The sequence below is a fragment of the Streptomyces sp. NBC_00986 genome, from assembly GCF_045162565.1.
In the GTDB taxonomy this organism is placed as follows: Bacteria; Actinomycetota; Actinomycetes; order Streptomycetales; family Streptomycetaceae; genus Streptomyces.
This window is the reverse complement of sequence record NZ_CP108733.1, coordinates 409,112-423,274: the sequence shown is the minus strand read 5'-3', so window position 1 is coordinate 423,274 and position 14,163 is coordinate 409,112. Positions and strand designations below refer to the sequence as shown.

Here is a 14,163-nt window from a genome sequence, read left to right as displayed (position 1 = left end):
TAGCGCGGGGCCCTGACGGTGAACCATGTGCGCTTCGAACGAAAGGAATCCGAAGATGGTCCACATGCGCGGGCTGCTTGAAAGGCTGCTCCCGGCATCACCAGACATTAGCGTTCCGCCGCTTTTCATGGCCCAAACCAGGTCGCTGAGTTGCTTGGCCGTCAAGGTGCACTGGAGTGCAGCCGCGACGACGCTCCTCACCGGGGTGACGGCAGCCTTCGGCCCTGTCGTGCCCGACAAGGTGTGGTGGGGCGTCGTTGCGGCGGTGATCGCCGACGGATCGGTGATCAGTTACCAGCGTTTCCGGCGCCGCTGACCCGCGTGGCGGTGGGCGGACCGTTCTGAAACGGTCCGCCCCCGCCCGCGGAGGTCGTTTCGTTCCGGGGGTGGGGGAGTCGATTTCCGTCCCCGGAACGCCACAGTTTCAGCGGATGGACGGGAAACATGCAGCAGAGTGGGGCACGTTCTGGCCCTGGTGAGCGCTACGAGTACGCCACATGCGGCTACACGGTGTGCGGGCGCAAGTTCAGGCGGCCTAAGGGGCCGGGCCGCCCTCGCCGCTACTGTCAGGATGCTTGTCGGCGCCGCGCGCAGCGCATGCGCGCCAGTCAGGTCAACGGTGAGTCGGCGGTGCTGTTCGCGCCGCGCTGGGGACCCGGTGTGGCGCAGGAACTGCTCGCCTTGGCGGGGGAGTTGGTGGAGGCAGAGCACCAGGGGCTTGATCTGGCTGAACTTGTCGGGCGGGCGCTCGCGGTGGGAGCCGAGGTTGAGCACTATCTCGGGGCCGCAGTGCATGACGCCCGGGAACGCGGGGCCAGCTGGGGTGATGTGGCCCGCGAAGCGCGGGTCAGTGAGGCGACCGCCCGGGCGAAGTGGGGGGCAAGGACGCTGCGTCGGCAGATGCGGCGGCGTGCCGAGAACGCGGTCGCCCCCGTAGGCACGCAGGCCGAAGCGGAGCGGCATCCCGGAGCGCCGTCGCACCGGCAGAAGTTGAGCGCTGCGCTCTCCTTTCTTCTGCGAGCCCACGGGGGTACGGCCCAGTCACTGGCCCGGCAGGCCGGTGTCTCACCGTCGTGCGTGTCGAGACTGCTCGCCGGTCAGAGAGTCCCGGACTGGCCCACGGTGTTCACCGTGGTCACAGCGGCCGGCGGACGGCCCGAGGAGTTCCGCCTGCTGTGGGAGTGGGCGCGGGGAGTCCAGCAACTGAGGCGGGGTTCCGCCGCCGCCGCTCTGGCACGATTCCACGGTGCTTTGCGAGGACTGCAATGGGCCGCTGGCACCGCGTACGACGGGGGTGAACAGGACGGTGAACCGGTGTCGGACGCCGGCATGATCGAGGCTGTTCTCAGCGGTGATCTCGTGCCCGACTGGGAAACGACGCACCGGATCGTGCAGCACCTGGGAGGCACCCCCGCACAGTTACGGCCGTTGTGGGAGGACGTCCAGTACGCCTTCGTGATCGCGCACGACTTCTTCCCGGCCCAAGGAGTTCCCGGTGCCAGCGAACTCGCCTGACACTCCGGGACGCGGCCGGCCGCGGCGCACCGTGCCGTTCGCGTCCAAGCGGCGGCAGTCGCCTCCTTCGCCGTCGGCGCCGGGTCTCGTGGTGATCACGGCCTGTACGCACAGCGGTCCCGGTGTGGAAATCGGTATGCCGGCGCCGTTCGCTGCCTTCTGCGCGCGTTACTTGGACGTCTACATCCGGTATGCGGTGGTACGGGTCGGGGACGAAGGCCGGGCGCGATGGCTGGTGCAGGCGGCGCTGGGGGACTTGGCCATGGTCTGGGCCGAAGCGCTGCAGAGCCCGTCCCCGACGGCGTTGGCCTGGCGGCTCCTCGCGGCCCGGGCCGGTGTGGCCGCGGACGACGGCGGACAGCTGTATCGCGTCCTGTCGGCGCCACAGGCGGACGCGGTGCTGCTGCGCTACCGACTGGGCCTGTCACCGGCACAGGCCGCCGAGGTCATGGGCTGGGCCGAGGGTGAGTTTGCCTGCCTGCTCAGAGGCGCCGTGCGCACGGGTGCTGCCGCTTGAGACACATTTACGCGCAGGGCGTAGGAGGGGCGCGCTCGCGTACGCGGGTCACCGTTGGACCCGCTGCACGGCGTGCCGGTTTGCTTTTTCACTCCTGAGTGGCGCACGAATCACGCTGGAAAGGTGGAACGCGTGGTGCATAACTCCTAGCATGGAGTGTCTACTTGACGCGCTGTCTCACAGATCGTCCTGTGCGGTCGCGCGCGGCAGGCAACGGCATGCGGGGGACGCGCGGATGATCGATGTGAGTCAGGCCAGCGACGCACGTATTTATGACTACTTGCTCGGCGGCAGCGACAATTACCCTTCCGACCGGGTCGCTGCCCGACGGCTTCTGGAAATCGCCCCGAACACCGGTGAACTCGCCCGCATCAACCGGCAGTTCCTGGCGCGGGCCGTACGGCATCTTGCCGGGGGATGCGGGATCGGCCAGTTCCTCGACAACGGGTCCGGGCTCCCGAGCCGGGACAATGTGCATCAGGTTGCCCGCCGTAGCAACGGGGCTGCCCGCGTGGTCTATGTCGACAACGACCCTCTGGTGCACGCCCACGCCCGGATGATGCTGGACGAGGAGAACACCCTGATCCTCGACGCCGACATGCTGGAGACGACCGCCGTCCTGGAGCAGAGCGAGCAGGCCGGCTTCCTCAACCGTGAAGTCCCGGTGGCCGCGCTGTTTGTTGACTCGTTGCACTGCGTTGCCGACGAGCGTGATCCCTGGGGACGCGTGCGGGATCTGATGGACCGTCTACCGTCGGGGAGTTACCTCGTCCTGAGCCATCTGGCCAGTGACGATGTCGAGTTCCGGACGGAAGCCTCCCGTCTGATGTGGCAGCTGACCGGGCGGCAGTGGGCCCGGATCCGCTCCTTCGCCCAGGTGCGCCGTTTCTTCGAAGGGCTGCAGCCGGTGGGCGGCGCGATCGGGGACGTCGCACGGTGGAGAGCCGGCGGCGAACCCCAACTGCAGTTGGAGCTGGCCGACACTACGTTGGTCGCCTACGGGGGAGTGGCGCGCAAACCGTAGGCAGGGCTCAGTGGGCGAGCCTGTCGATGTAGTGCTGGAGCATCGCGAGGGTCTCCTCGCGTGTGGTGGCGCTCGCCCAGAGCGTCGTCAGTACCAGCTTGTGGCGTTCCACGTCCTCCGGATCGGTCAGATAGCTGCCGCCGATACCGACCTCCAGATACACCATGTCCTGCTCCCGGTCGGCGGGGAAGGCGAGATAGGTGAGTGACGGCACTGGAGCAAGCGCGTCGTCTCCCGCGCTGAAGGGCAGGATGCGCAAATGGACCCGCTCCTCGTTCTCCTCCAGGTTGTAGAGCTCGCGCAGCTGGCTGCGCATGACGGCGGCTCCGCCGACCGGACGGGCGAGGACAGCCTCATCCAGAAGCGCGAAGTACTCCGGTGCACCAGGTTCGTGCAGCAGGCTCCGTCTCCTTTGGCGCACCTTTCCCGCCCGGTCCAGCCGCTCCTGGCGCTTGTCGGCGTCGTCTGGCGTGATGAGTGGCAGGGCACGCTGCATGAGGGCGCGGGCATAGGCGCGGGTCTGCAGCAGGCCCGGTACGTACTGCACTTCGAAGGTGCGGATCGCCTGGGCGGTCGCCTCGACACTGATGAGGCGCTCCAGCCATCCGGGGATGGCGTCGCGGAACTCCTCCCACCAGTAGGTGTCCTGGGAGCGGCGGACGAGCTTCTCCAGGGACTCCAACTGCTTGGGATCGGTGACACCGTAGTACTCGGCGAGCGCCAGTACGATGGTGACTTTCAGCGGGGTGGACCCGTTCTCGATGCGGCTGAGCGTGGGTGCGGAGCCGACCAGGCCCTGCCGCACCACGTCCACCATCCGCAGGCCCTGCTCTTTCCGCAGCCGGCGCAGGTGGGCGCCGACCACCCGGCCCGCGCCGGCCGCAGGACTGTACGGATCGTCGCTGTCTCCGACAGCCCACAGGACTTGACCGCCCGACACCCAGACTCCTTGGTCACTGTTGATTCAACACGGAAACCTAGATTGGGATCCGGGAAACATGACCGCAAGCCTGGAGAGGCGACTTTCAGACGGCCAGCATGTCGAACTCTCCCAGCCTCACACCGATCAACAGCGCTCCGATTTCCGAACGCTTGTACACCAGGGCGGGGCCGTCCGGGAAGCGGGAGTTACGGACGGCCACGTCACCGTTCGGCAGGGCCGCAAATTCTACACAGTTGCCGCCGTCGGGACTGCTAGCCGAACTTTTCACCCACTCCACACCGCGGATGGAGTCAGCGGCCACACCATTTTCGTAGGCTTGCAATTCTCGTCCTCTCGCCGTTCCAGTCATCGAAGTTCCGCCCTGTCACGCCCTACGGGCAGGGTGGGACGGACGCCACGGGCGCTCATGAAATTTCATAGGCGTGTGGAATATGCTCGATCCTAGGGGGTTGTTTTCATGTCTCGCGTCCCTCGAAAGGGCTCTCTTTCTCGTACGGTGATCCGATGAAAAGGGAGCGAACATTTGTGCGCAACGAAGTGGGTGCTGCGTCCGTCAGCTTGGCTGGATCTGCAGGGGTAGCGATTCCTGGCGGAGTGTGGGCGCTTGACTGGGGCGTGGCCATGGGGATCTCCGTGGCCAGATTCGCCACCCGCAGGGTCGGCGTATGTGCGGACGGGCTTGCCCAGGTCCGGGAGTTCACCCGCCGGCAGCTCGCGGGATGGGGCCTGGACGGCGGAATTGACGACGTCGTGAGCGTCGTGGGAGAGCTCACCGCCAACGTCGTTTGCCACGCCGCCGCCGAGGAGGGCGGCGTCTGGCTGGCACTGGCCACCAGTCCCCGCAGCGTCATCTGCGTTGTGCGGGATCCCAGTTCACAGACCCCTGTCCCGCGTGCGTCCGTGTTCCCAGCGGTCGACGGGCGGGGCCTGGGGATTGTCGCGGCGCTGTCGTGTGCATGGGGCTGGAGGACGGAAGCAGACGGCAAAGCTGTGTGGGCCCGTATCCCCTTGTGACGCAGTGGCCTTGAGAGCGCCACACTTTCGGTGGCGCCGACCCTGTTCTATCGTGGCAATGCTCGGCCAGCCCACCGTAGTGCCCTAAACCGGTGGGGCCGGGGCGCTGTCGAATGCCCCCTCGTCACCCTGGTCTGTAGCAGCACGCATGTCAGCCCAGCGATGACTATGGGGCTTCATCGGTTTCCTATGACGCACCACGTGGAGTGCGTCGCGATCCTTGAACCGGTGGCCAAGGTGTCCGAGGAATAGTCAAGACTTGTGGATCAGTTGAGGTGAGTCAGCTCAGGCGACCTGGGCAGGGAGGAGCGTGTTGCCGGGTGGCGGACGGCCCTGTCATCAGCATTCTCCGGTTGCGCTGCGCACGGGCGTGATGATCTCGTCGGCGAGCCATCGCGCGGCTTGTGAGGGATAGGGGCTCCGCAGGCTCAGCACGAGGTGCGTCACACCTGCGGCGATGAGTTCCGTGATGACCTTGCGGTCGGTGGCCGGGTCGTCGTAAGACACGATGTACTGCACGGAGCGGGTGATCGTCCGCGGATCACGGCCGATGGCCGCGCAGTGGTCGTCCAGAACGGCACTGCGCTCGGTGATGAAGTCCAGCGTGTTGTGCGGCGGTCCGGGGATGTTCCAGATATCGGCGTGCTCGGCGACCAGGCGGAGCGTCCTGTTTCCCCAGCCGCCGATCAGCAGGGGCGGTCCTGACTGCTGAACAGGTTTCGGCTCGTTGCGGTTGCCGGTCAGGGTGTAGTAGCGCCCGTGGAAGTCGAAGACGTCCCGCGTCCACATGCCGCGAAGGATGGTGATGGTCTCCTCCAGGCGGGCGATGCCTTCGGCGGGCGGGACAAGCGTGAGGCCGTAGGCCGCGTACTCCGCGACGGCCGGGTTCTCGCCCACGATGCCGCCCGCGTCGGGTGGCTGCACGGTGCCGCCCACGCCGAGGCCCATGATCAGGCGGCCCCTGGAGATCACGTCGACTGTTGTGGCGATTTTGCCGAGGACGGCGGGCGGCCGGATCCGATTGCTCGTCACGAGCAGGCCGAGGCGCAGCCGCTGGGTTCTGGCGGCCAGGGCGCTCAGCAGCGTCCACCCTTCGAGGATCTGCCCGTCCTTCAGGCCGGCGATCGGCATGAGGTGGTCCCACAGCCAGGCGTCCGCGATTTCGGGCAGCTCGTCGGCTTCCTGCCACACGCGGAGGATGTCCTGGTAGGGGACCCGCATCGGAGTGGTCTTGATTCCGAATGTTACGGAGGGGAGGTGCTGGTAGGACATGGTTGCCACGTGCCCTTCGAGTCGACGCGCCGCCGTTGACGGCGACGGCATCATCACCGTAGCGGATCGTCAGCATGACTGACTATCAGTCTCTGGATACGCTGTGGCCATGACTCGCGACGCACCGCCCGAGGTCCTCTCCTCCCGCCTCGGTTATCTGCTCAAGCACGCGTACCTGCGCTTGACCGAGGAGTCCGCGCGGGCCTTGGCGCCGCACGGGATCGACGGCCGTGAGCTGGCGGTTCTCGCCGTCCTCGACGCGCATGACGAGCTGTCTCAACTGGAAGCGGCGGGCAAGCTGGGCATCGACCGCACGACGATGGTGGCCCTCGTCGACGCCTTGGAGGGCAAAGAACTGGTCGAGCGTCGCCGCAGCCCCCAGGACCGACGCAAGAACATCGTGCAGCTGACGCCGACCGGACGGGAGCGCCTTCGCGACGCCGAATTCGCCCGCGAGGAGATGGAACGCCGGTTCCTCGCCCCGCTCTCCAACCCAGACGCCACGCTCCTGATCCGCGCCCTGCAGTCCCTCGTCGGTGCCCCGACGGGCGCTGGCCAGGCGTCTGACTCGGCATGACAGACCGTGACGTTGGCTCACGTCCGTAGACCTCCGTAATCAGTGAGACGGGTCTCCAACCGTCTCGGGTCAGGCTGCGTGGGCCTTGGGGCGTTCGACGAGTTGACCCCGTTCGAAGCGGGCTCCGGCCCGGACGAGGGCGACGAGGTGCGGTGCGTTCACCGCCCGCCATCGCTGCTGGGCGGATTCGACGAGCTTGAAGACCATGGCCAGAGCGGCGGCCGGGCTGCCGGCACCCTTGGTGATCTTCGTGCGGAGCCGCACCGTGGCGAAGGTCGACTCGATAGGATTCGTGGTCCGCAGGTGGATCCAGTGCTCGGCGGGGAAGTGGTAGAACGCCAGCAGCTCGTCCACGTCGTCGGTGATCTTCTTGACGGCCTTGGGCCACTTCGCGCCGTACGTCTTCTCGAATGCGGCCACAGCCTTCAGCGCATACTGCTTGTCCTCGGCGTTGTAGATCTCCTGCAGGGCCTTCTTCGCCCCGGGCTGGGCGGACTTCGGAAGGGCGTCGAGGGTATTGGCGATCTTGTGAACCCAGCACCTCTGATGGCGGGCTTCGGGAAAGACCTCACGGAGGGCGTTCCAGAAGCCGCGCGCCCCATCGCCGACCGCGAGGACGGGGGCGCGCATTCCGCGGCGTGCGCAGTCGCGCAGCAGGTCGGCCCAGGAGTCGGCTGATTCGCGGTAGCCGTCGCTCATGGCGATCAGCTCCTTGGAGCCATCTGTGCGCACGCCCATCAGCACGAGCACGCACGACTTCACCTCCCGCAGGCGAATGCGCAGGTGAATGCCATCGGCCCAGACGTAGACGTAATCGGTGGCGGACAGGTCGCGCTCGCCGAACGCGGCGTGGTCGGCCTGCCATTGCTGGGTGAGCCGGATGACCGTGGCGGGCGACAGGCCAGCCGCCGAACCGAGGAACTGCTCCAGCGCCGGTACGAAGTCACCGGAGGACAGGCCGTGCAGGTAGAGCAGCGGCAGCACTTCGCTGATCCTCGGGGACTTGCGACACCAGGGTGGCAGGATCGCCGAGGAGAACCGCTTGCGCTCGCCCGTGGTCTCATCGATCCGCTTGTCGTTTACCCGCGGGGCCATCACCTCGACTGCCCCGGCCGAAGTCGTCACCCTGCGCGGCTGGTGGTGGCCGTTGCGCACGACCAGGCGGTGGCCCTGCTCGTCCCGCTGGTCGGCCAACTCGGCTATGTAGGCGTTGACTTCGGCTTCCAGTGCGGCGGCCAGCATCCGCCTCGCGCCCTCACGGACGATCTCATCGATCAGCGAAAATCCGTTGGGGGTGGTGCCGTCGTCGTTCACTACGCTGAGCACGGGCGTGCCTTCCCGACCCGCGCGGCTACGCGGGCCTACTCGATACCAGTCGATCGATCATTCGGGAAGGTACGCCTCCCCGAGCCGATCCACAGGATCTGAGCATTGCTCAAGGTGTCCTGACCTGCGGTTTTGTGCGTGCGCATTATGCGCGGCGTGGGCGTTACGGGCGATATCTTGACGCTGAAATGACGCTCATTTGACGCTCGTTCTGATGGGATGTCAGGTGTGTGGATGGGCCGGTCAGGCCACCTGAAATGATCAGGTTCCAGTCCGCTCGCGCGGAGCCGACTCGCTGAGCGCGCCTACCGCGACCACTTCAAGATGAGCCTCCGCTCGTGTGGAGGCGCTCCCTCGATCGCGATCACGACGAATTGCCGCCACAGTCGTGGAGTGCCGAAGGGCCGGACCCGGCCATTCCGGGTCCGGCCCTTCGGGTTCTGTGTGGTGGGTGTGTCAGGTGTAGTAGCCGCTGGAGTCGATGACGAGGTCGGTGGTGCCGGTGCTGTCGTTGTAGAGGGTGATGGATCCGCTGGTGTCGGTGGGGGTGAGGGTGAGGTTGGCGAGGGTGTCGCCGGTGCCCCAGTTGAGGTTGCTGGTGGCGGGTTTGCCGGTGCTGGTGGGGTAGACGGTGGCGTTGCCGCCGGCTGTGGGGCCGGTGATGGTGACCATGGCGGCGATGGTGGGGGTGGTGGCTGTGGTGACGTGCTGGGTGGTGGTGCTGGTGAGGGTGTAGGTGTTGTTGGCAGCGACGGGGGTCGTGGATCCGCCGATGCCGCTGCGGGTGTCGACGAGGCGGGTGGGGTTGATGGTGTGGAATTTCTGGCCGGTGGTGCTGGTGGTGTAGTAGCCGGAGATGTCGGCGAGTACGGCGGTGGCGCTGGCGTGGACGGAGATGGTGATGGTTCCGGAGGTGCCGATGGGGACGTCGCCGGAGAGTGAGGCGATGGCGTTGCCGCTGTTGAAGCTGAGGCTGGTGGCGGCGGTGGGGGTGTATCCGGTGGCGTAGGTCTGGAGGTAGCCGGTGCCGGTGGCGTCGGCGGCGGCGAGGTTGATGGCGACGGCGGTGGCGGTGCTGGGGATGCCGTTCTGGCCGGTGATCTGCAGGGTGAAGGTTTTGTCGGCTGCCACGGTGCCGGTGGTGGTCAGGCTGGTGTGGGCGATGCTGGAGCGGGTGTCCAGGGCGCGGACCGCGCTGGTGAGCGGTGTGTAGGTCTGGTCGCCGGTGACGGTGGCGTCGCTGGTGAAGTAGCCGGTGACGTCGACGATGAGGGCGGCGGTGCCGCCGGTGGTGTTGATGTGGGTGTAGAGGTCGATCTTGCCGTCGTTGCCGACGGGGACGATCTGGTAGCCCGTCGCGGTGGTGGAGGCGGTGAAGTTGGTGGAAGAGGTCTTGGGGCGTTGGGTGCCGTCGGCGTAGGTGGTGACGTAGCCGCCGTCGGTCTGTGCGGTGGCGGTGACGTCGACGGCGACCGCCGTGACCGAGGCCGGGATCGTGCTGGGTGCGCCGCTGACCGGGGAAGTGACGCTGTCGCCCGCGATCTTCAGATGGGTGACGGAGTCGGTCGCGATCGTGCTGGTGCCGGCGGTGACGCCGCTGGTGTAGGTGAGGCCGCTGCTGGTGCGGGTGTCGAGGATGCGGGTGGGGGTGACGGCCTGGTGGTATCCGGCGGGGGTGTAGGGCTGGGCGGGGGGTACGACGGCGCCGGTCCAGTTCTGTGCGCGGGCGAGTTCACCGGTGAAGTAGTCCGTGCGGGCAGAGGTGATGTAGGCGTCGCCGAGTTGGAAGGCGCCGCTTGCTCCGGTGCTGGGTGCGGTGTGGTTGCCGGTGGCGACGAAGACGTCGTCGACGTAGAGGTTCATTACGCGGGTGGTCTTGTCGTAGGTGGCGGTCAGGTGTGCCCAGGTGCCGAGGTGGACGGTGCCGCCAGTGACGGTGTCGAAGGTCGCCGCGGTGCCCGCAGTGGTGTTGAGGCTGAACTGCCAGCCGTCCGTGGTGGGGATCAGCAGGATCCCTGAGTCTGCGCTGCCGCTCTGGGAGAGGACGGCGCCGCCGTAGGCGGTGGGGTTGGCCCAGATGGACACAGTGAGGGACTTGGTGAGATCCAGGGCGGCCGTGCTGCCCTGCAGGTAGTCGTGGTCGGTGGCGTCGAGTGCGACGTCGGGGTCGAAGAGGCCGTCGGTGGGCGCGGTGACACCGCTGGTGCCGGTGAGGCTGATTGCGCTGGTGCCCCCGTCCTTCGCGGTGAGCGGGTGGACGGGGTCGTTGTTGTAGTCGTTGAGGGGCCAGTCGTGGGTGTCGGTGGTCAGAGCCTGGCCTGCGGGGGTCGTCCAGGTGGCGGTGGTGCCGGAGAGGGTCATCTCATGGGCGGTGGCAGTGCCGGTGCTGCTGATGGTCCACAGGTCGGGTGAGCTGTCGTTGTTGATGTCGGCGGCCTGGAGGGTGGGCTGGCTGACGGAGTCCCAGCCGGTGGTGGCTGCTTCGACGGAGGTGAGGGCGGTGGCGCCGTTGGCGAGGCTCTCGAGGTTGTCGGGGCTGAGGTACCAGAGCTGGCCGTGAGAGGGGTCGCTGGTGTCTGTGCTGGTGTCGCGGGCGAATAGTTCTGGTAGGCCGTTGGCGTCGAAGGTGCTGGTGATACTCCAGCCGCTCCAGTCGGTGGTGCAACTGGTGGTGGTCGCGGTGTTCTGGGCGAGGCAGTACGGGTTGTACTCGGTCAGCTCGATGGCCTGATCGGCTCCGGGGTACATGCCCTGGCCGTCGCTTGAGGGTTCGTCGTAGAGGTAGCCATTGATCAGGAGGAGGAGGTCGGGGTAGCCCGTGGGGGTGTAGCCGTTGAGGGTGTTGTACAGGCTGCCGCCGCTCGCGATGGAGGTGGCGGGGTTGGTGGTGACGGTGGTGGTGTCGCCGTCGCCGGTGGTCGTGGTGGTCAGGGCGAAGACTCCGGTGGAGTTGGTGATGGGGAGGGAGTCGACGGGCTGGAGGTCGGTGCCGTCGCCCTGGCCGCGGAGGATCTCGCCGCTGATGGCGCCGTTGGCGGTGTTGTCGCTGTAGTCGAGGACGTCGTTGAAGCCGGCTCCGGTGAAGAAGTGGCCGGTGATGGCCTGGGTGCCGTTGAAGGACGTAGGGGTCTCGGTGGTGTCGATGCCGTTGCCGTCGATGCCGACGTTGCGTGCGAGGGAGTCGACCTTGCCGCTGCCGGTGCCGGCGGCCTGCCAGAGTCCTGAGGGCAAGGAGTTCTTGCCGCCGACGGTCAGCAGGTCGGCGTTGCCGTCGCCGTTGAGGTCGTCGTCGGTGGCGGTGGCGGGAGCCTGGGCGATGAACCGGTAGTCGTCGGTGTCGCCGATGTTCCCGCCGCTGGAGACGGCGGTGACGGTCAGAACGTTGGTCTGCGTGGTCGGCTTCAGCGAGATGGTGGCGGTGTAGGGGCTGGAGCTGGAGGCGCTGATGCTGACCGGGTTGCCGCCGTTGAGCTGGTAGCGGTAACTGCCGGGCCCGGAGCTGGTGTTGGTGTCCGTCAAGGTGAAGCCGGCGGCCGTTCCCACTGTGCACAGGCTGTCGCCCGAGGGGCTGTCCGCGAGTTCAGGGCACTGACTGGTGGTGGAGGCGATGGGACTGATGGTGGGTGCGCCGGGGATGGTGGGGTCGTAGTAGAAGTGACAGGTCTTCGACTGACTGCTGGTCAGGTCTCCGTCGCCGACGGTGAGGTACCAGGCGAACTCGGTTTTCGCGGTGAGGGCCTGGAAGGGCCCCGAGGTACTGGTGTGGGAGTAGAGGGTGCTGGCCGTGGTGCCGTTGGGGGTGCTGATGGCGCGCGGGTAGGTGGTGCCGCTGGACATGTTCTTCAGCGTGAAGTTGGCGGTGAGCTTGTTGATGCTGCCGTCCGGGTCGGACACTCCGGCGCGCAGGGTGACGTCGCCCAGGCCCAGAGTGGTAGGGGTGGTGGCGGTGCAGCTGGTGGCCGGGTTGGTGGTCAGGGTGGTCGGGGTGTTGGGGGTGTGGTCGTAGGTGGTGGTGATGGTGGCCTGCTTGCTGAACTGCTTCCAGGCGAGGTCGTCGCCTTCGTCTGCGGCGCGCAGGCCGAAGGTGGCCTTTGACCACTTGCTGGCGGCGGCCGACTTCATCAGCGAGCTGATGTCGAAGGTGACGTCCGCAGGACCGCAGGAGGTGGACCAGCCATGTGCCGCTGTCTGCGTGTCGAGTTTGCTGAACCAGAACTTCTTGTCCGGGTCACTGGAGCTGTGCGAGTTGGACCAGGTGGTGCCGGAGGTGATCGAGGCCGTGTGCCACAGGTCGACTTCCGTCTTCGTGCAGGAGGCCGACCAGTTCTCGTAGAAGGAGATGCTGGAGGTGATCGAACTCGGGTCCGCGCCCCAGACGCTGCTGTGGATGCTGGTCTGGAACAGGGCCCGGTTGGTGGAGACGTCGGAGGTCCAGTCGGTGTAGCCGACGTGCAGGGGGCCAGGCGTGGATGCGGCGGGCTTGTAGAACGAGGTGTCGGGCCACTCGCTGTCGACGAACGCCCACGCCTGGACGGTGTCGGTCTGGCCGGAGGGGACGAAGGTGGGGTCTATGTAGACGGGGTAGACGGTGTCCTTGCCCGCCAGCAGCCGGTGGTCGGGCGAGAGCCGTATCTTCCCGGCGCGGTAGTCGGCCTTCAAGCTGGTGGTACGGGCCGCTGTTCCGGGAGAGGCGGGGCTGGAACTGACCGGGTCGCCGGTGCGGGTGTCGACGCTCTGGCCGGTCTGGGGGTTGGTCGCCTTCGGGGTGCTCGCGGCGGCACGGCCAGAGTCCCACATGGTGGGGGCGGTGGCGGAGAAGACGGTGCGTCCGTGGCGGTCCTTGGCGGTGATGTCGCCGGCCGTGTCGCTGGCCAGGGTCACTCCGGTGGCCTTGGTGGACAGATTCAGGTCGGTGAGTGCGGGGTTCGCCGCAGCGGTGGCGTTCTTGACGACCAGGACCTCACTGAACCCGCCGGTGTCCTGCGCGGTGACGGCGAGATCCACATCGGGAAGCACGCTGCGGTAGGTGGCGGTGGCGCCCGAGAGCGAGGGTGCTCCCAGCGTGAACGCGGCGGGCAAGGACACCGCCAGGGCTCCGTCGCCGGCCCGCATGGTGGCCAGCGGGGCGTCCGCGCTGCCGCCGGACAGCGTCAGGGAACTGGTCGACACCTTGGGGGAGATGGTGCCGTCCGCCTGGCGTACGAGCGTCGGATCCAGGCTCTTCCATCTCCCGTGCACCAGCTTGCGCACGGGGGCGATGGTCTGTCTGAGCGTCAGCGTGCCGTTCGGGTTCGCGGTCAGTGTGGAGGAGTCCGTCGTCGCGGCCGTCGCCTGGACCGGCTTGCCGGAGGCTCGTGCCTTCGCCAGGGCCTGATCCTCGCTCAGCCCCGGGGAAACGTCGGCCGAAGGACGGCTGGCTCCGCCGGCGTGAGACGCCGGTGTGGCCGCGTGAGCGACGCTGGGAAGCCCCAGGGCGCCCGAGACAGCCAGAGCAACGGTACCGACAATCATGCGGCGCGCCCAGGAACGGGGCAGAGATGTCCGCGAATTATTTTGCATTTTCTTTCCCCCACTTATTCATGCTGATGGAAAATTCCGCACGGCTTACCCTCGACCTATGCCGAACGACCTCGCGCGAGGGTCAATGTCTCGCAAAATGGCCTCGGTGGATTTGGTCGTCCGTTGCGACGCCCACCCATTGCGGAGTGGGGTGCGGATGTGGCGTTACCGACGGCCGGATCGCGCCACCGTATGAGGATTTAGTGGCCCGGCACGCGGTTGTGTGACCTAGATCACGGCGCGTGTGTGCCTTGGATGTCCACTTCTGTTGAAGTTTGGTCATCTTCTCGGGCGGGTTCTTTCCTAACTCATTATTCATTTGGATTGAACCTTCATGTACTTCTTTTCGTCGGAGAGCAATCGCCGCAGCGGTAATAGGGGCTGGCGGTTGTTCGATATTTCGACATGTCGTCATG

General features: G+C 66.9%; 11 protein-coding genes. 6 read left to right on the top strand and 5 right to left on the bottom strand.

Translation table 11 applies throughout. The features are described from left to right. Positions 1 to 55: 55 nt before the first annotated feature. The 4 genes from OG504_RS01755 to OG504_RS01740 all read left to right on the top strand — a co-directional run bounded on the left by OG504_RS01755 (position 56) and on the right by OG504_RS01740 (position 3,056). Positions 56 to 316 (top strand): hypothetical protein, encoded by a 261-nt coding sequence (locus OG504_RS01755; protein ID WP_405988042.1) that lies wholly within the window; start codon positions 56 to 58, stop codon positions 314 to 316. A gap of 281 nt (positions 317 to 597) precedes the next feature. After that, complete coding sequence (locus OG504_RS01750) at positions 598 to 1,515, top strand: XRE family transcriptional regulator (RefSeq protein WP_405988041.1); 918 nt, start codon at positions 598 to 600, stop codon at positions 1,513 to 1,515. Positions 1,516 to 1,651: 136 nt separating this feature from the next. Continuing rightward, positions 1,652 to 2,032 (top strand): hypothetical protein, encoded by a 381-nt coding sequence (locus tag OG504_RS01745; protein ID WP_405988040.1) that lies wholly within the window; start codon positions 1,652 to 1,654, stop codon positions 2,030 to 2,032. 235 nt (positions 2,033 to 2,267) lie between these two features. Beyond that, positions 2,268 to 3,056, top strand: a complete 789-nt coding sequence (locus tag OG504_RS01740; protein WP_405988039.1) for an SAM-dependent methyltransferase — start codon at positions 2,268 to 2,270, stop codon at positions 3,054 to 3,056. Positions 3,057 to 3,063: 7 nt separating this feature from the next. Here OG504_RS01740 and OG504_RS01735 read toward each other — a convergent pair whose 3' ends face one another. Both OG504_RS01735 and OG504_RS01730 read right to left on the bottom strand, forming a co-directional pair. Beyond that, positions 3,064 to 3,996 carry a helix-turn-helix domain-containing protein gene (locus tag OG504_RS01735; RefSeq protein ID WP_405988038.1) on the bottom strand — a complete coding sequence of 311 codons (933 nt, stop codon included), beginning with the start codon at positions 3,994 to 3,996 and terminating at the stop codon, positions 3,064 to 3,066. A gap of 85 nt (positions 3,997 to 4,081) precedes the next feature. Next, a complete protein-coding gene (locus OG504_RS01730) occupies positions 4,082 to 4,321 on the bottom strand; it encodes a DUF397 domain-containing protein (protein WP_405988037.1) in 240 nt (79 codons plus the stop codon). A 182-nt stretch (positions 4,322 to 4,503) separates the two neighbouring features. On the opposite strand from OG504_RS01730, the gene OG504_RS01725 reads away from it, so the two are divergent. Next, positions 4,504 to 5,013 (top strand): ATP-binding protein, encoded by a 510-nt coding sequence (locus OG504_RS01725; protein WP_405988036.1) that lies wholly within the window; start codon positions 4,504 to 4,506, stop codon positions 5,011 to 5,013. 339 nt (positions 5,014 to 5,352) lie between these two features. Here the strand turns inward: OG504_RS01725 and OG504_RS01720 are convergent, their stop codons facing one another. Then, positions 5,353 to 6,285 carry an LLM class flavin-dependent oxidoreductase gene (locus OG504_RS01720; protein WP_405988035.1) on the bottom strand — a complete coding sequence of 311 codons (933 nt, stop codon included), beginning with the start codon at positions 6,283 to 6,285 and terminating at the stop codon, positions 5,353 to 5,355. Between the two features lie 109 nt (positions 6,286 to 6,394). Between OG504_RS01720 and OG504_RS01715 the strand changes: the two genes are divergently transcribed. Then, positions 6,395 to 6,862, top strand: coding sequence for a MarR family winged helix-turn-helix transcriptional regulator (locus tag OG504_RS01715; RefSeq protein WP_405988034.1), 468 nt, complete (start codon positions 6,395 to 6,397; stop codon positions 6,860 to 6,862). Positions 6,863 to 6,931: 69 nt separating this feature from the next. Here the strand turns inward: OG504_RS01715 and OG504_RS01710 are convergent, their stop codons facing one another. Next, on the bottom strand, positions 6,932 to 8,188 hold the full coding sequence (locus OG504_RS01710) for an IS256 family transposase (protein ID WP_405988033.1): 1,257 nt from the start codon (positions 8,186 to 8,188) through the stop codon (positions 6,932 to 6,934). Between the two features lie 456 nt (positions 8,189 to 8,644). After that, complete coding sequence (locus tag OG504_RS01705; protein WP_405988032.1) at positions 8,645 to 13,699, bottom strand: LamG-like jellyroll fold domain-containing protein; 5,055 nt, start codon at positions 13,697 to 13,699, stop codon at positions 8,645 to 8,647. Positions 13,700 to 14,163: the final 464 nt, after the last annotated feature.